The 17,771-nt window shown below is 68.5% G+C and carries 13 protein-coding genes; 11 read left to right on the top strand and 2 right to left on the bottom strand.

Annotated elements, in window-relative coordinates; genetic code table 11:
- The first annotated feature begins 76 nt into the window (after window positions 1-76).
- From hpaD to MQH31_RS08700, 4 genes are all read left to right on the top strand, one after another.
- A complete protein-coding gene (gene hpaD / locus MQH31_RS08715; RefSeq protein ID WP_243011720.1) occupies window positions 77-1,147 on the top strand; it encodes a 3,4-dihydroxyphenylacetate 2,3-dioxygenase in 1,071 nt (356 codons plus the stop codon).
- Window positions 1,135-2,631, top strand: a complete 1,497-nt coding sequence (locus MQH31_RS08710) for an NAD-dependent succinate-semialdehyde dehydrogenase (protein ID WP_372488147.1) — start codon at window positions 1,135-1,137, stop codon at window positions 2,629-2,631. The genes hpaD and MQH31_RS08710 overlap by 13 nt, the downstream gene beginning before the upstream one ends.
- 145 nt (window positions 2,632-2,776) lie before the next feature.
- Entirely contained in the window at window positions 2,777-4,762 is a 1,986-nt protein-coding gene (locus MQH31_RS08705; RefSeq protein WP_243011718.1) for a primary-amine oxidase, read from the top strand.
- A 22-nt stretch (window positions 4,763-4,784) separates the two neighbouring features.
- Complete coding sequence (locus tag MQH31_RS08700; protein ID WP_243011717.1) at window positions 4,785-5,612, top strand: molybdenum cofactor biosynthesis F family protein; 828 nt, start codon at window positions 4,785-4,787, stop codon at window positions 5,610-5,612.
- Window positions 5,613-5,662: 50 nt separating this feature from the next.
- On the opposite strand, the gene MQH31_RS08695 is transcribed toward MQH31_RS08700, so the two are convergent.
- Entirely contained in the window at window positions 5,663-6,529 is an 867-nt protein-coding gene (locus tag MQH31_RS08695) for a GNAT family N-acetyltransferase (RefSeq protein WP_243011716.1), read from the bottom strand.
- 156 nt (window positions 6,530-6,685) lie between these two features.
- Here MQH31_RS08695 and MQH31_RS08690 point away from each other — a divergent pair, with 156 nt between their 5' ends.
- On the top strand, window positions 6,686-8,095 hold the full coding sequence (locus tag MQH31_RS08690; protein WP_243011715.1) for an aldehyde dehydrogenase family protein: 1,410 nt from the start codon (window positions 6,686-6,688) through the stop codon (window positions 8,093-8,095).
- 218 nt (window positions 8,096-8,313) lie between these two features.
- Entirely contained in the window at window positions 8,314-9,525 is a 1,212-nt protein-coding gene (locus tag MQH31_RS08685) for a methyltransferase (RefSeq protein ID WP_243011714.1), read from the top strand.
- Between the two features lie 100 nt (window positions 9,526-9,625).
- Here MQH31_RS08685 and MQH31_RS08680 read toward each other — a convergent pair whose 3' ends face one another.
- A complete protein-coding gene (locus MQH31_RS08680) occupies window positions 9,626-11,641 on the bottom strand; it encodes a glucose PTS transporter subunit IIA (RefSeq protein WP_372488133.1) in 2,016 nt (671 codons plus the stop codon).
- 472 nt (window positions 11,642-12,113) lie between these two features.
- Between MQH31_RS08680 and MQH31_RS08675 the strand changes: the two genes are divergently transcribed.
- The 5 genes from MQH31_RS08675 to MQH31_RS08655 all read left to right on the top strand — a co-directional run bounded on the left by MQH31_RS08675 (window position 12,114) and on the right by MQH31_RS08655 (window position 17,769).
- The gene (locus MQH31_RS08675) at window positions 12,114-13,499 is read left to right on the top strand and encodes a DUF6421 family protein (RefSeq protein ID WP_243011713.1); all 1,386 of its coding nucleotides are present in this window, start codon (window positions 12,114-12,116) and stop codon (window positions 13,497-13,499) included.
- A 20-nt stretch (window positions 13,500-13,519) separates the two neighbouring features.
- The gene (locus MQH31_RS08670; RefSeq protein ID WP_243011712.1) at window positions 13,520-14,209 is read left to right on the top strand and encodes an SDR family oxidoreductase; all 690 of its coding nucleotides are present in this window, start codon (window positions 13,520-13,522) and stop codon (window positions 14,207-14,209) included.
- Window positions 14,210-14,318: 109 nt separating this feature from the next.
- On the top strand, window positions 14,319-15,722 hold the full coding sequence (locus MQH31_RS08665) for an AAA family ATPase (RefSeq protein WP_243011711.1): 1,404 nt from the start codon (window positions 14,319-14,321) through the stop codon (window positions 15,720-15,722).
- A gap of 26 nt (window positions 15,723-15,748) precedes the next feature.
- Complete coding sequence (locus tag MQH31_RS08660) at window positions 15,749-16,633, top strand: ABC transporter ATP-binding protein (RefSeq protein ID WP_243011710.1); 885 nt, start codon at window positions 15,749-15,751, stop codon at window positions 16,631-16,633.
- On the top strand, window positions 16,630-17,769 hold the full coding sequence (locus MQH31_RS08655; protein WP_243011709.1) for an ABC transporter permease: 1,140 nt from the start codon (window positions 16,630-16,632) through the stop codon (window positions 17,767-17,769). The genes MQH31_RS08660 and MQH31_RS08655 overlap by 4 nt, the downstream gene beginning before the upstream one ends.
- The last annotated feature ends 2 nt before the right edge of the window (window positions 17,770-17,771 follow it).

The raw sequence follows: 17,771 nt of genomic DNA, 5'->3' as shown, positions 1-17,771 counted from the left end.
CGGCGACGACGACCGGCCTCGCCCGGACTGATCCATCGTGCCTTCGAGCACACACCCACTCAATGAGGAGAAAACCATGACTGACATCACCGCCACCGCGGCGACCCCGCCCGACGTCCTTCGTTGCGCATACGCCGAGCTCATCGTCTCCGACCTGGCCGAATCGCGTGCCTTCTACGTCGGAGTCCTCGGTCTCGTGGTCACCTATGAAGACGACGAGGCCATCTACCTCCGCGCCTTCGAGGAGTACCTGCACCACTCGCTGATCATCCGGAAAGGCCCGGTTCCCGCCCTCGCGGTTCTCGCCTACCGGGTGCGGTCGCCCCGCGAACTCGACGTGGCCGTCGAGTACTACACGCAATTGGGAGTGCGTGTCGAGCGACGGGCGGCCGGCGCCACCCGCGGGATCGGCGAAGCCGTGCGCATCGAAGATCCCCTCGGCTTTCCCATCGAGTTCTTCTACGACGCCGAACACGTCGAACGGTTCACCCAGCGCTACGACGTGCATGGGGCCGGGGCCATTTCCCGGCTCGACCACTTCAATGTCGTCACCCCAGACGTCCCTGCCGCAGTGAAGTACTACGAGGGACTGAACTTCCGCGTTTCCGAAGACATCGAAGACGCCGAGAAGACGGTCTATGCCGCCTGGATGTTCCGCAAGCCCACGGTGCACGACGTCGCTCTCACGGGGGGCGACGGGCCGCGGATGCACCACATCGCCTTCGCGACCCACGAACGCAGCCAGATCCTGCACCTCTGCGACCACCTCGGCGCCATCCGCCAGTCGGACAAGATCGAACGCGGCCCCGGCCGCCACGGCGTCTCCAACGCGTTCTACCTCTACCTGCTCGACCCGGACGGGCATCGGATCGAGATCTACACGCATGACTACTACACGGGTGACCCGGACAACCCCACCATCACCTGGGACGTCCATGACAACCAGCGCCGCGACTGGTGGGGTACCCCCGTCGTTCCGAGCTGGTACACGAACGCCTCCACGGTGCTCGACCTGGACGGTGTCCCCCGCGGCGTGGAGCAGCGGACCGACGCCCGTGAAGACGCTGTCACCATCGGCGCCGACGGTTTCTCCTATACCCGCATCGACGACGAGCCGGCCGGCTTCAAGCTGGGATCGCAATTGTGAGCGAATCAGCCGGGCACAGCGACCAGGCCGCACGGGAGTCCGAGCTGCTCGCCAGGATCCCCAGCCGCCTCTTCGTGGGCGGTGAATGGGCAGACAGTTCGAACGGTGCAACCCTCGACGTGTTCGACCCCGCCACCGGAAGCCTGTTGAAACGCATCTCCGATGCGCAACCCGATGACGGAACGGCGGCACTGGACGCAGCCGTCGCCGCGGCCGACGGCTGGGCGGCCACCGCACCCCGGGTTCGCGGCGAGCTTCTGCGCCGCGCGTTCGACCTCCTGATCGAGCGATCCGCGGACTTCGCCCTACTCATGACCCTGGAGATGGGCAAGCCGCTCGCCGAGTCGCACAGCGAGGTCAGCTACGGGGCCGAATTCCTGCGCTGGTTCAGCGAGGAGGCCGTGCGTGTCGCAGGCCGCTACGGCTCGAACCCCGAAGGCACGGGCACCATGGTCATCAGTCAACGGCCGGTGGGACCGTGCTTCCTGATCACGCCGTGGAACTTCCCGCTGGCCATGGCGACACGGAAGATCGCCCCCGCTCTTGCGGCAGGCTGCACCGTCGTCATCAAGCCGCCCGAGCTCACTCCCCTCACCACGCTGATGTTCGCCGCCCTGCTCGACGAGGTCGGTCTGCCCGCCGGGGTCGTCAACGTGCTCACCACGTCGACATCCTCAGCGGTCTCCGCACCGATCATCGCCGATCCCCGCCTGCGGAAGCTCAGCTTCACTGGTTCCACGGCAGTCGGACGGACCCTGATGAAGCAGGCGACAGAGAACGTGCTGCGCACGTCGATGGAACTCGGTGGGAACGCGCCGTTCATCGTCTTCGCGGACGCCGACCTCGAGGCCGCCGTCGACGGCGCCATCGCGGCGAAGTTCCGCAACACCGGCCAGGCCTGCACTGCCGCGAACCGGTTCATCGTGCACAGCTCGATCGCAGGGACGTTCTCCGAACGTCTCGCCGTCCGGGTCAGCGCGATGATCGTCGGCCGGGGCACCGAACCAGACGTGACCATCGGCCCACTGATCGACGACAAGGCCGTCGAGAAGGCCGATTCCCTGGTGCGCGCGGCGATCTCGGACGGGGCCGGCCTGGTGATCGGCGGCATCCGCCCACGGCGCACCGGCAGCTTCTACGCTCCGACCGTCCTCACCGGCGTCCCGCGCACCAGCACGATCCTGCAGGAGGAGATTTTCGGTCCCGTCGTCACCATCGTCGAGTTCCAGACCGAAGATGAGGCCGTCGACCTTGCCAACGACACCGAATACGGGCTCGCCAGTTATGTCTTCACCCGCGACCTGGCCAGGGGCCAGCGAATGATCGACCGTCTCGACACGGGGATGATGGGCCTGAACACGGGTGCCATCTCGAACGCGGCCGCACCGTTCGGAGGCATCAAACAGTCCGGGCTCGGGAGAGAAGGAGGTCTCGAAGGCATTCAGGAATACCTCTCGACGAAGTACACCCTGATACCCCGATAGGCGGGCAGTCCCTCACGATCAGCGCAGCCGCAGGTGGCACGCGCCGTAGCGGCTGGTCGCGCAGGGGCAACCACTTCACCCTCTCAGTCAACCCGATCCGAATCGACGCCCGGATACTGGATCGAGCATCCCGAAAGGCCACTCCATGTCGCACACGCATAGTCTTCACCCCACGAGCACCACGCCGACCGACGTGAGGCACCCGCTCGATCCGCTGACCGGCGACGAGATCTCCGCCGCGCGTACCGTGCTCGAGAACGCCGGTCTTCTCGGAGAGTCGGTCCGCTTCGCCTCCCTCCTTCCCGTGGAGCCGACCAAGGACGTCGTCGCCGGCTTCCGCCGGGGTGACCCGGTTGCTCGCTCCGTGCTGGTCGTCCTGATTGATACCGCGACAGGGACATCCGCGGAGGCCGTCGTTTCGATCACCGGTTCCGCCGTCGTCTCGCATACGCCGCTCACGACCGGAGAGGCCCCGTACGGCCAGCCGCAGTACCTGTTCGAGGAGTACGACGCGGCTGCGACCATCGCCCAGGCCTCGCCGGAATGGCGGGCCGCCATGGAACGAAGGGGGCTCGCCGAGCACATCGACCTCGCCTTCTGCGCGCCGCTCGCACCCGGATATTTCGGCCGCGCCGACGAAATCGGGAGACGTGTCGTGCGCTCGCTCACCTTCCTTCGGCTGGCGCCGGGGGACAGCCCCTGGGCGCACCCGGTCGAGGGCCTCATCGTGCACATCGACCTCACAGCGGCGCGCGTCATCCGGGTCGAGGACGAGGGCGACGTCCCGGTTCCGATGGAGAGCGGCAACTACGACGCAGCCACCGTCGGTCCCGCCCGCACAAGCCTCAAGCCGATCGAGATCACCCAGCCGGAAGGGCCGAGTTTCCGGGTCGACGGCTCCGCCGTCGAATGGGAGAACTGGAAGTTCCGGGTCGGCTTCAACGGACGCGAAGGACTCGTGCTCAACACAGTCACCTTTCGTGACGGGGACGAAGACCGCTCCGTGCTGCACCGCGGCAGCGTGCCCGAAATGGTGGTGCCCTATGGCGATGTCACACCCACGCGCTTCTGGATCAGCTACTTCGATGCCGGGGAATACCTGCTGGGCAAGAACGCGAACACCCTCGCCCTGGGCTGCGACTGCCTGGGCGTCATCCACTACTTCGACGGTTTCGTCGCCGACGATCACGGCCACCCGGTCCGCATCCCCCAGGTGGTCTGCATGCATGAGGAGGACTACGGAGTGCTCTGGAAGCACACCGATCTCGACGGAAAGAGCGAAGTGCGACGATCGCGGCGGCTCGTGGTCTCGTACTTCGCGACCATCGGAAACTACGACTACGGCTTCTTCTGGTATTTCTATCTCGACGGGACCATCCAGGTAGAGGCGAAGGCCACCGGGATCGTCTTCGTCGGTGCCGGAATCCCCGGGTCGAACAATCCGCACGCCCCCGAGATAGCACCCGGTGTCTTCGCGCCCGTCCACCAGCACCTGTTCTGCGCGCGGCTCGATGTTGCGATCGACGGCGACGACAACACCCTGCACGAAATCGACGTCGTCGGAGTTCCGATGGGCCCGGACAATCCGTACGGCAACGCGTTCACCTGGTCGTCGACACAGCTGTCCCGGGAGTCCGACGCGCAGCGTCTCGCCGCTCCAGCCCTCGGACGGGTCTGGGAGGTGAGCAGCGCATCACGTGTCAACGCGGTCGGAAAGCCCACCTCGTACCACCTCCTTCCGCAGGGCGGCCCGACGCTGATGGCGCAGCCGGAGTCCAGTGTCTTCGGCCGGGCGACTTTCGCCACGAAGCACCTGTGGGGAACCGCGTTCGATGCCGCCGAACGGTTCCCTGCCGGCGACTATCCCAATGCCCATGCCGGCGGGGCCGGTCTGCCGAGCTGGACCGCCGCCGACCGCGACCTCGATGGCACGGACATCGTGCTCTGGCACGTCTTCGGTCCCACGCACATTCCCCGCCCGGAGGACTGGCCCATCATGCCGGTCGACTACTCGGGGTTCCTCCTCAAGCCGTACGGCTTCCTGGACCGAAACCCCGCGCTCGACCTGCCGGATGGCGCGGTCGCCGCCACCTGCTCGTGCAGTGCAGGATCCTGCGCATGCTCCCACTGACCGCACCACAATTGGAGAACCGATGACCGAAAGCAACACCCTGTCCGACACGTCCACCTGGCTGCCGCTGGACGGCCTGGCTCCCGGGTTCGACGCCAACAAGGCGGAGCCGACGGGCGATCTTGAGGGCCGCGACATCGTGATCGTCGACGGGCGCGGGACCACGATCCGGCACAGTTTCAACAACGGCCGGGTGGTCTGGAGCTACGAGCCCGGCGCCACGGACACCTACCCTGCCGGGTCCGGGGACGATCCGTATGAGGCCTTCCTCGTCGACGACGGTCTCTATTTCGCCCAGTTCCACCATGCCCACCTGCCGACGGAGGCCGTCTCCCTCGTGATCGACCTGCGTCACGGCCGCGCGCTCGCCGGCGTGAGCACGATCGGCGAAGCCGGTCCCGGCCGCACGGCCGTCACACAGACGTTCACCCCGATGACCATCGAGGGCGTCCCGGCGACCGGGACGGCCCCGGCGCCCACGACTGCGCTCATTGGCCGGAGGGTCCAGTGGATCTACAGCCCCGAACACGCGTACGAGCACGTCTACCTCTCGCCGCAGTGGTACACGTGGCAATGCCTTGCGGGCCCGGAACGTGGCCTCGCGGACACGGACGAGAATTCGGTCTGGGAGATCCGCCCCGGCATCTATGTGTTCGCGTGGCGTGAAAAAGTCATCCCGTGTGCCTCGATCACCATCGCAGACCACCGCGACGCCAGCGCGATCCGTTCCCACGGCGTGCTGTTCGGACTCGACGAAACCGGCACCGTTCCGACACACTTCACCTTCGGCGCCCACGGTCGCCTCATCAGCGTGACAGTGCATTCCGACGAGTTCGACCCCGCCGCCTGAGCGTTTCCCGCTACGACGGAGGGCTGGGCGGCACTCGATAGCGAGGCCGCTCAGCCCACCCGCATCGCGAGCCGGATCACGACGGGCCGGAACCCACGCGCCGACCAGAACGGGCGCGCAGCGGCATTGTCGACGATGTAGTCCAAGGCGATGGCGTCCAGGCCGCGTCCGACGCACCAGGCTTCGGCGGCGGCGAAGAGAGCACTCCCCGTTCCGCGGCCCCTGGCCGTCGCCGTCACGCTCGCCACGGCGATATAGCCATGACGCTCTGGCAGCCCGAGACCCCGTTCAGACGCGGCGCTCTCGGTGTCCTGCACGACCATGAGGCCCAGGATCTCCGGGCGCCCGGTCGGGAGGCCCGTCTCCGCCACCAGCACGGTCGTCGAGCCGAGGTCGCCCAACCAGTCATCGGCGAGCGCCTCGAACAGGGCGACCGGCTGGTGCACAGACGTACCGGCGGAGGTCGATACGGCCTGGAAGAGCGCCTCCTCGCGGGCGAGCGCCACGATGGTCGCCCGGTCCTCGGTCCCGGCCGTGCGAACCGTGTCGACCTGGACCCGCACCGACGACGTTCCCGCGCTCGAAGCGACGGCGAAGACGGAGCTGTCCCGCAAGCCCGCGGCACGGAAGGCGGCGAGCGCAGGGGCATCCGACGCCACCACCTCGACAACGATGCGCTGAATGCCCCGCCGCGCTGCGGACCGGTGAAGATCGCGAATGCACGCGTCGACATCGGCCGCCGCGCCGTCTCCGATCGACCACTCGTCGAGTCCGACGAGTGCATAACTGGGCGACAGGTAGGTCCACTCGGGATCGGCGTCGGTGTGGCTCCGGAACCGAGCAAGCAGGCTGGCGGCGCGGCGGCGGAACTCCTCCCGTTCGATCGGCCTCTGTTCGGTCTGGTCTCGGTCAGGCATCCGCTGCTCCCTCGTCATCCCGACGCTCTCACACCCCCGCGAAACCCGCCACGCACGGATGCGGTCCTGCGCAGACGACCACGGGCTGTGCGCGCACGGTCAAGGACCCCGATGCCCGGGCCTGTGAGGCTGGACGAACAGTCACGAGGAGGATCAATGGAGAACTATCAGACGCTGCTGGATCGCATCACGCCGGAGGCAGGGGGTACCAGGGAGGTGCTCGACCCCGCGACGGGTGAGATAGTCGGGATTGCACCCGTTCAGGGCGTGTCAGACCTCGAGGACGCCATCGAACGCGCCACAGCGGCGCAACCGGCGTGGGCCGCCCGACCCGACGAAGACCGCACGTCGATCCTGAACCTGGCCGCGGACGCCATCGACAGCGCGGCAGAGGCCCTGGCCGAACTCCTCTCCCGCGAGCAGGGCAAGCCGCTCAACGGGCCGAACGCCCGGTTCGAGGTGCAGGCATGCGCGACCTGGCTGCGTGCGACGGCCGCGATTCCACTTCCCAAGGAGACCGTCATCGACGACGGCGCGAGCTACGCCGAACTCCACTATCGCCCGGTGGGCCTCGTTGGCGTGATCACCCCCTGGAACTGGCCGATGATGATCGCCATCTGGCAGATCGCGCCGGCGCTGCGAATGGGCAACGCCGTCATCGCCAAGCCGTCGGAATACACCACCCTCAGCGGCCTCGCGCTGATCGCCGTCATGAACACGGTGCTGCCTGCCGGGGTGCTGAACGTGGTGACCGGCGCGGGCGACGTCGGAGCCGCTCTTGCGGCGCATCCAGCATTCGGCAAGATCATGTTCACGGGCTCGACGGCGACCGGGCGGCGGATCATCCAGGCCTCGGCCGGAAACCTGGCCAGGCTCACGCTCGAACTCGGGGGCAATGACGCCGGGATCGTGCTGCCGGACGTCGACGCACGGAAGATCGCACCCGACCTGTTCTGGGGCGCCTTCATCAACACCGGCCAGACCTGTGCAGCGCTCAAGCGTCTCTACGTTCACGCCGACGTCTATGACGCCGTCTGCGAGGCCCTGGTCGACGTGGCCGCTGCGGCGCCGATGGGTGTCGGTCTCGTGGAAGCCAATGTGCTCGGTCCGCTGCAGAACCGGATGCAGTGGAACGTCGTCGACAGTCTCGTTGAGGCCGCGAAAGCCGGAGGCGGCCGGGTCCTCCTGGGCGGGAATCCCGACCGGACGGCAGTGGGCAACTTCTATCCCACGACGTTGATCGCCGACCTCGACCCACAGAATCCGCTCGTCATCGAAGAACAATTCGGTCCGGCCCTGCCCATCGTGCGCTACACCGACCTCGACGAGGTGATCGACCTGGCGAATGGACTCGACGTGGGGCTCGGCGCGTCGGTGTGGTCGGCGGATGCCGCGGCCGCCCGGGGAATTGCCGCGCGGATCCAGGCCGGAACGGTGTGGATCAACTCGCACGGAGGCGTGCACCCGATGATTCCCTTTGGCGGTGTCAAGGGCTCTGGCTACGGGCTCGAGTTCGGCGTCGAGGGGCTCAAGAGCGTTTCCGTGCCTCAGGTCATCAACGGCTGACCTGGCCGGCGCCTGGCCCGGTTCCGGCCCCGCTTGCGGGACCGGGACCGGTCCGAGCACAGAGCCCTGCCCGTCTCACTTCCGGGTTCGCTGTACCCGTTCGGGGTTCGTACTGCGATACTCAGGGAAGACCGCCGGGCGCCGCCCGGCCGTGTCGTCCCACGCGCACGAGCGTCGGAGGCCCAGCCACCACGTGTCGTGTCACAGGAGCGGACCCCATGTCCCGCACGCCGCAGAAGCCCGCCGATCTCACGCATCCGTCGCCGCCGCTCACGGGGTGGCATTCGGAGAACCACTGGCCCGCCCCGGAGACCGTCGTGGTCGCCGACGACCGGATGACCGCCGACGCGGCCTACCGCCTCGCCAAGTCCGGCACCGGGATGCTGTGGGCCGGCGACTTCCAGAACGCCCGGCAGCTACTCGGCGCGCTCGCCCGCCGCATCGACCACATCGACACCGCCCGCCGCCGCACGCATCCGCCGCGCCGCGGCCCGGCGGCTCTCTTCGAGCGGACCAGGGCCGACGCCCACGAGCGCGCCCGGCTACTCGGCCTCGTGCTGATCCCGCTCGACGCCGACTACACGATCGCCCTGCGTCGCGCGCCAGACGCCCGCGCCGCCTGCCTCGAGACCTACGGCCCGGCCGGCCGCACCGCGACGGTCACGTCACTCCGCGAGCTCCTCGGCGTCATGGGCGCCCACGAGTGGCGGGTCAGGGGCGTCGATGTCCCGGCGCTCGGCGGCAGCATCCACGCGCACTACGGCGTCTTCTCGCCCGTGCGCGGGGAGTACCTCGACCTCGTGCTCGCCGCGCCGCTCCCCGCGTCGGCCGCGACCGCTGCGACCGGGACCGCGAACGCGGCAGCGGATGCCTCGCGCACCGCCTTCGACATCGGCACCGGCACCGGCGTGATCGCCGCGATCCTCGCCGGCCGTGGCTTCGATCGCGTGATCGGCACGGACACGGCCCCGCGCGCACTGGCCTGTGCGCGCGAGAACGTGGCCAGGCTCGGCCTCACGGAAACGGTCTCGATCGAGGACATCGATCTGTTCCCCTCGGGTCTGGCCGACCTGATCGTCTGCAATCCGCCGTGGATCCCCGGCGCCGCCGTCACCGCGACCGACCATGCTGTCTACGATCCGGACGGGCAGATGCTGCAGGGCTTCCTCTCCGGCCTCGCGAGCCATCTCACTCCCGGGGGCGAGGGCTGGCTCGTGCTCTCCGACATCGCCGAGCACCTCGGCCTGCGATCGAGGGACGCCCTGCTCGACCAGTTCGACGACGCCGGTCTCGAGGTCGTCGCCCGCCTCGACACGAAGCCCGTGCACCGGAAGGCCGCCGACGCCGACGACCCGCTGCACGCGGCGAGGACCGCAGAGGTGACCTCGCTCTGGCGGCTGCGCGCGGCATCCGCCCCCGAGCGCCCCTGAACACCCCTGACTGAAAAAACACAAGGCGGGCAGAGGATTCTCCGCCCGCCTTGTGCGGTGAAGCGGTCAAACGGTGAAGCGATCTAGCGAGTGACGACCGCTACTTCGCGTCGACGGTCAGGAGCGGGCTTCCGACCTGGACGTGGCCGGAGGCGGCCGGCTCGACGGGCCCGAACTTCCGGGCGTTCGTCACGAGCACCGGGGTGACGAGCGAGTAGCCCGCAGCCTCGATGACCGCACGGTCGAAGGTGACCAGCGGGGTGCCGGCTTCGACCCGGTCGCCGGCGGCGACCTTGACGTCGAAGCCCTTGCCGGCCAGGTTCACGGTGTCGATACCCACGTGAATGAGCAGTTCGACGCCGCTGTCGAGCAGCAGCCCGAAAGCGTGACCGGTCGGCTGCGCGACAAGGACCTTGCCGGCCGCGGGGGCATAGACGGTGTCCTCTGTCGGGTCGATCCCGACGCCGGGGCCGACGATTCCCTTGCTGAACACGGGGTCTGGGACCTCGGCGAGCGGAACGACGATACCGGCGACCGGCGAACCGATCGTGGCGAGCAGGGTGGCGACGGCGGTGGCCGTGCCGGTGCTGGTCGCTGCGGCAGTTGCCGTGGCGACGCCTGCGGTACCGGCGACAACCGGTGCTGCGACGGATGCGGCGTGCGCGTCCTTCTTGGCGGTTGCGGCGTCATCGGCTTCGACCTGGGCGACAACGGCCGCCTTCTGCTCGGGCGTCTGGTAACCGGAGAGGATCACGAGGACCATCGCAACGATGAACGATGCGGCGACGGCGATCGTGTAGAGGGGGATGTTGTCGAACGCGGGGATGGTCAGCAGCGAGGTGAACACGAATGCGCTCGTCTTCACGCCACCGCCGATTCCGATGATGACACCGCCGACGAGGCAGCCGATGAGCATGCGCGGGTAGATGCGCTTGAAGCGCAGGTGGATTCCGTACAGGGAGGGTTCTGAAATACCGCCGAGGAGACCGGCGGCGAGCGCGCCCGTTGCGGTCTGCTTCATCTGCTTGTCACGTTCGCGGATGGCGATGACGAGCACACCGGCGGTTGCACCGAAGCACGCGAAGTTCCAGGCGCCCATCGGGCCCTGGATGAAGTCAAACCCGAGGGTCTGGATGTTGAGCAGCATGACCGCGTTCAACGGCCAGTGCAGTCCGAGCGGAACCATGAACGGGTAGGCGAGCGGGATGACGACCGCGAAGATGAACGGTGAGAAGTCATTGATCGACTTGAGGAAGTTGCCGAGTGCGGCGCCTCCGTAGACGCCGAGCGGGCCGATCAGGAAGGCGGTCAGCGGGATCATCACGAGCATGAGGATGAACGGCACGAAGATCAGCTGGATGCTGCTGGGGATGATCTTCTTCAGGCCCTTGTTCAGCAGCGCGAGCACGCCGGCCATCAGCAGCGGCGGGAACACCTGCGAGCTGTAGTCGGTCACGGTCAGCGGCAGGCCGAAGACCTGCACGATGGTCGCGTGGCCGTCGAAGACGGTCTGCGCACCCTCGGTGAGGCCGAGGGACGTGAAGCCGGGGAGCATGACGACGGCCATGACGCCGAAGCCGACCCACGGGTCCGCGCCGAGCTTCTTGGTGGCGTTGTAGGCGACCATGAGCGGCAGGAAGACGAAAACGCCCTTCCACATCAGGTTCACGAACTGCCAGGACGGGTCGAGGGTGACGCCCGGGGCGTTCCACGCCGGAATGACACCGAGGGTGGCCATCAGGGCCATGAACGTAATGAACAGCGAGGCGCCGAGCAGGGCGCCGAGAATCGGGCGGAACGAGTCGGACAAGACCTCGAAGAACGTGTCGAGCCAGGCGAACTTGCCGCGCGGGCCCTGTGCCCGTCCGGCGGCCTTCATGTCGGCGACGGAGTCACCGGCGGCGGCTTCGCCGGAGCTGATCCGCTTCATTTCGGGCAGCGCCATAATGTCGTTGTACACAGTCTCAACCGCTCCACCGATGACGACCTGGTAGCGTTCGCCCGCTTGGGGGACAGCGCCCAAAACGACCGGGATCGCCTCGACGACCGACTGGTCGATTCCGGATGCATCCTTGAGCTGGAAGCGGAGCCGGGTGGCGCAATGGGTCAGACCCACGACGTTTCCGGCACCTCCGATACTTTGAATAATCTCTGCAGCAGGTTTCGACGCCACCTTGGACTCCTTTGGGTGTGGATTAAGGACGTGTGTCTCCGGTGGCACGGCTCAGCGCGACCGTGTGGGCCGGCTGAGAAAGTCGTGTGGGTTTTCACACATCATTAGCAACGTACACGATCTTTGTGCACATCTCACCTCCGGTTTAGGCCGTCGCGACGAGCGCACGGACCGTGAATCGTTTCAGGACATCGCGAGCGAGATGACGAGCCAACCCGACTCGCGTCCCCAGCGTCCGGGGCCGACGCCGGCCGGTCGGGCGCGGCATATTCACGCGCGAAACCGACCGAACACAGCGATTCACTGCGGAAGCCCGCATGAAAACGCCGTCTGTCCCCGGATACGCTGGGGGCGCGCGCCGAGAAACGCGTTCACCCCGCCGCGACCGCGGCACTCACGAGGACGGGAGGTTCCCATGTCGAATTACATTGCAGAAGCACTGGTCGGTGAGCCCGAGGTTCTCGAAGACGCCGCGAACCTCGCGACGTCGTCGGAGTGGCTCCGGCTCAAGGCGGCCGCAACCGCGATGCAGGCCATCCAGGCGAAGGACGGCTCGGTCCCCGAGCCCACCGACCGGGCGGATGCCGCCGGCCACGTCGCCGCGATCCGCTCCGCCATTCAAGAACTCGCCCCGCACTTCCCGCACGACGCCGGCTACCTCGCGGCGCTCGACCGTGATTTCGCCCGCTGGGCGACCGAGGACTTCGGCGTGCCCGACTTCTTCGACTCACTGATGCAGTTCCAGCCCCAGGTGCACCGGGCCGCCGGAATCCGTCACCTCGTCGTCTTCCCGATGTACACGCAGAACGGCAGCACGAACCGGCTGGTCGAGGCGGTCCTCGTCGAGGTGATCTGGCCGGAGTTCGTCGCCGAGCTGGAGCTGGAATACACGAACAAGCTGTTCGTGCCGATCCGGTTCCTTGACTTCACGCCCGGGTACGACACCAATTCCGCGGTGCTCTTCCCCGAGACGGTCGCGATGCGGGAGATCCCCACGTTCACGTGGGGCGCCATCTTCGCCGACCGTGAGGCCGCCCGGTTCCGCAGGGTCGTGCGCGCGGCATCCGCCATCACCCGGCTCGAGGTACCTGCCGGCCTGTCCCTGCTGCTCGAGGACCAGCACCTCGCCGAAGAGACCTTCGTGATGTGGGACCTGATCCACGACCGCACCCACATGCGCGGCGACCTCCCCTTCGACCCGTTCATGATCAAGCAGCGGATGCCGTTCTTCCTCTACTCCCTCGAGGAACTGCGCTGCGACCTCACCGCCTTCCGCGAAGCCGTGACGATCGAGCGCGACGACAACGCGAGCCCGGAGGCCCGCAGGCACGCGAGCCTCGTGCAGTACGCGGTGATCTTCGACCGGATCTTCCGGTTCGCGATCAGCGGCAGCCGGGTACGCAACTACGACGGCCTCGGCGGGCAACTGCTGTTCGCGTGGATGCACCAGCACCATGTGCTGCACTGGACGGACACGGCGCTCACCTTCGACTGGGACGCCGTCCCCGATGTCGTGATCGCCCTCGGAGCCCGGATCGACGAGCTCTACTGGGCCTCGATCGACCGGCCGAAGAAGGCACACTGGCTCGCCGCATACGCGATGGTCGCCGAGACGCTCACTCCGAACCCGGCTTCCACCTGGGCGCGCGGGCTGCCCATCGACGTGCTCGCCGGGCCGCCGAAGGGGTACACCGACCTCGTCCTCGACGACGAGTTCCCGCTCTCGATGTTCTTCGAGGCGCTCGACAAGAAGATGAAGACCGTCATCGAGTCGACGGCCGGCATCACCGGGCGCGACTAGGCCGGGCTGGGCCGGCGACGATGACCGAAGCAGTGGATGCCGCGCGCCGGTCCGTCGCCGGCCGCACGGTACTCGTCGCGGGCGCGACGAGTACCGCCGGCCGTGCGGTGTCCGCGGCGCTGGCCGGGGCCGGCGCCCGCGTGATCGTCGTCGGCTCGAACGGGCAGCGCCTCGACGCGCTCGTCGAGAGCGTACCCGGCGCATTCCCCTACGTCTGCGACCTCGCCGACCCCCCGGCCGTCACGGGCCTCGCCGAACGCGTCCATGCCGATCACGGCATGATCGACGGGCTCATCCACCTCGTCGGCGGCTGGCGCGGCGGCGGCGGGCTCGCCGGGCAGTCCGACGAGGACTGGGCATTCCTGCACCGGAATATCGTCACGACGCTGCGCAACACGACCCGCGCCTTCAACGCCGACCTGCTGGCCTCGCCGGCCGGGCGCCTCGCCATCGTCTCCTCGGTCTCGGTGGGCACCCCCACCCCCGGCGGCGCCAACTACGCCGCGGCGAAGTCGGCGGCCGAGACCTGGACCCGCGCCGTCGGCCACGGCTTCGCGAAGGCTGCCCTTCCGAGCGGCCAGACCGCCGCGACCGCGATCTTCGTCGTCCGCGCCCTCGACGGCCTCGAACCCGAGCTCGCCGAACGGGTGGTCGCCCTCTGGGACGTGCCGGCGGCATCCGTCACCAACACCCGCATCCCCCTCGGCTGACCTCCCGGCCACAGATAGTGGCCAGCCGGCCCTGCGACCACTAGCCTGAACGCACAGACGCACCAGCAGCGCACCAACCGGCACCATCGACGGCTCGGGGGAGCACACCATGGACGATCGCCAGACGGAATTCCTGGACACGGCTCGGCGGTTCATGGAGGAGCTGATCCTCGCGCCACGACCGACCCCGTCGTCCCGCACCCCGCTCGGCGAAGTGGTGGAGGAGTTCCTGCACGCCGACGTCACCACGCTCCCCCTCGTCACCGAAGACCTGCCCGCTCACCGCCTGGTCGATGCGGAGATCGCCCTCGACGAACTCGCCGCCGGGCCCGGTTCCCGGTTGCTCGGAGTCTCCGGCGGCCAGCAGCGGGAGCACTGCTCGTTCCAGGAGCTCATCTCCAGCCCCTTTCTCGCCTATGGGACGGCGCCCGTCGACTACATCACCGCGGCGACCGGCCCGGACACCGAACGTCGCGTCGTCTCCTTCGGCATCCGCCTGCTGACCGTGGACGGGCATCCGGTCGCCGTGCTGCAACGCGGCGCCCGCCCCGAGTTCAACCGCCAGAGCGCCCGGCTCGAGATCCTCGCCGTCGACGAGGCCGGCAGCGCGGCGTTCCTCTCCGCCCTCCGGCGCCTGATGCTCGAGCGCAGCGTGCTCCGCGGCCAGGTGCTGTCCTTCAGCGGCAACCAATACAACATGGGTGCGGCGGGCGCCGACTTCCTGCCGCGGCCCGAGGTCCCGGTCGAGGACGTGATCCTCCCGCCCGGCGTGCTCGACGAGATCCTGCGCCAGGTCGTCGGCATCGGGGCGCATCGCCGGGCCTTGCGGGCCTCCGGCCGGCACCTGAAGCGGGGCGTCCTGCTCTACGGCCCTCCCGGCACCGGAAAAACGCTCACGGTGCGACACCTGCTGAGCGCGACTCCCGGGGTGACCGCAGTCGTCCTCACGGGCAACAGCATCGTGTTCGTCACCCAGGCCGCTGAGCTCGCCCGGGCGATGCAGCCCGCCATCGTCGTGCTCGAGGACGTCGACCTCATCGCCGAGGACCGCTCACTGGCGCAGGGCCCGCAGCCGTTGCTGTTCGCGATGCTCGATGCCCTCGACGGGCTCGATGGCGACGCCGACGTCGCCTTCGTGCTCACGACGAACCGGGTCGACGTGCTCGAACGCGCCCTCGCCGACCGCCCCGGCCGCGTCGACCTCGCCGTGGAGATCCCGCTGCCCGATGCGGATGCGCGACGTCAACTTTTCGAGCTCTACGCGCGTGGCCTGCCGCTCTCCCCCGGGGCGATCCACGCCGCCGCCGAGCGCGCCACTGGTGCGACGGGCGCCTTCGCCAAGGAACTCATGCGGCGCACCGTACTGCTCGCCGCCGAGGCCGCCCGGCCACCACGCGACGCGGATCTCGCCGACGCCCTCGACGCGCTGGTCTCAGCCCGCGGCGCCCTCACCCGCCGTCTCCTCGGAGCGTCCCCCGAAACCGCCGCCCCGCAGGTCGGCGGCCCGCGCTAGCGTGGGCGTTCAGACGGAGGAGGGGCATGCTTTCGATCGAGCACGTTGACAAGCGGTTCGGCACCCGGCAGGTGCTCACCGATGTGAGCTTCGACATTGCCGACGGCCGCCTGACCGGCTTCGTCGGGGCGAACGGTGCGGGCAAGACCACGGCGATGCGGATCATCCTCGGCGTGCTCTCGTCCGACTCGGGCGTGGTCCGGCTCGATGGGGTCCCGCTCACCGCGGACGACCGCCGCCGCTTCGGCTACATGCCCGAGGAACGCGGGCTCTACCCCAAGATGAAGATCGGCGAGCAGCTCGTCTACCTGGCCCGCCTGCACGGGCTGCCACCGGCATCCGCCCGGCGCAACACCGCAGAGCTGCTCGAACGCCTCGGCCTCGGCGAGCGCAGCGGCGATCTCGTCGAATCGCTCTCCCTCGGCAACCAGCAGCGCGCGCAGATCGCGGCGGCCCTCGTGCACGACCCCGAGTTCCTCGTCCTCGACGAACCGTTCTCCGGGCTCGACCCGCTCGCGGTGGAGGTCGTGATGGGCGTGCTCGGCAGTTATGCCGCACGCGGCGTCCCTGTGCTGTTCTCGTCGCACCAGCTCGACATCGTCGAACGCCTCTGCGACGACCTCGTCATCATCGCCGGCGGCGAGATCCGCGCGAACGGCCCCCGCGACGAGCTTCGCGAGCGGCACAGCAGCCCGCGCTTCGAGATCCGCACGGGTGACGACGTCGGCTGGGTCCGTACCGTCCCCGGCATCGACGTCCTCGAGGTGAACGGCGGTTTCGCGGTCTTCGAGGCCCAGACGGATGCCGTGAGCCAGCACGTCCTCCGCCTCGCCCTCGAGCGCGGCCCGGTCTCCGCGTTCAGCCAGCAGCGCCCGAGCCTCGCCACCATCTTCAAGGAGGTCGTCCAGTGAGCACCGCGAGCGGCAACGCCACCCCGACACGGTACCCGCGGCATCCCGCGCCCTCGCTCGGGCAGAGCGTCCGGCTCGTGGCGACCCGGGAGATCGTGGCCCGGCTCCGCAGCAAGGCCTTCCTGATCTCCACGGGCATCCTGCTGCTCGTCTCCATCGGGTCCGTCGTCGCCGGCGGCATCGCGAGCCAGAACCAGACCCTGCCCAAGGTCGCGGTGGTCGGGTCCGCCGCCGCGCAGATCGTGCGCCAGGCCGGCACGCTGACCGCCGTCGAGGCCGACGACGTCGCCGCCGCCGAGTCCCTCGTGCGCGCGGGCACGGTGACCGCCGCGATCGTGCCCGCGGAGTCGCAGGCCGGCTACCCGCTGCCCGTGCGGGTGATCGCCCTCTCCGGGACCCCGCTCGAGGTCGTCGGCGTCCTGAGCCTCCGGCCGGAGGTGACCCTCCTGGAACCGTCGAAACAGGGGGAGGGCCTCGTGTACCTCGTCGCGATCGGTTTCGGGCTCGTCTTCTTCATGTCGGCGATCACCTTCGGCTCCACGATCGCGCAGAGCGTCGTCGAAGAGAAGCAGACCCGCGTCGTCGAGATCCTGATGACGACCATCCCGGTGCGGGCGCTCCTCGCCGGCAAGGTCGTCGGCAACAGCGTCATGGCCTTCGGGCAGATCGTCGCGATCGGCCTGCTCGTCTCGATCGGCATGGCGGTCACCGGCCAGCACGTCCTGCTCGGCGACATCGGCCCGGCGCTCGTCTGGTTCGCGGTGTTCTTCGCGTTCGGGTTCGTGATGCTCGCCTCGCTGTTCGCGGCGACGGCGTCGATGGTGTCCCGGCAGGAGGACGTCGGCTCCGCGACGTCGCCGGTGCTCGTCCTCGTGATGATTCCGTATTTCCTGGTGATCCTGTTCAACGACAACCCCACCGTGCTCGCGATCATGTCCTACATTCCGTTCTCGGCACCCGTCGGAATGCCGATGCGGATCTTCCTCGGCACCGCCGCCTGGTGGGAGCCGCTGCTCTCGCTCGCGATCCTGCTCGCCTCGACCGCGCTCGTGATCCTGATCGGCTCCCGGATCTACGCGAATTCGCTGCTCCGGATGGGCGCACGGGTCACCTTCCGCGAGGCGCTCCGGGGCTGAGC

It is taken from the genome of Cryobacterium zhongshanensis, from assembly GCF_022760445.1.
Taxonomy (GTDB): domain Bacteria; phylum Actinomycetota; class Actinomycetes; order Actinomycetales; family Microbacteriaceae; genus Cryobacterium; species Cryobacterium algoricola.
This window is presented reverse-complemented; position numbering and strand designations above follow the sequence as displayed.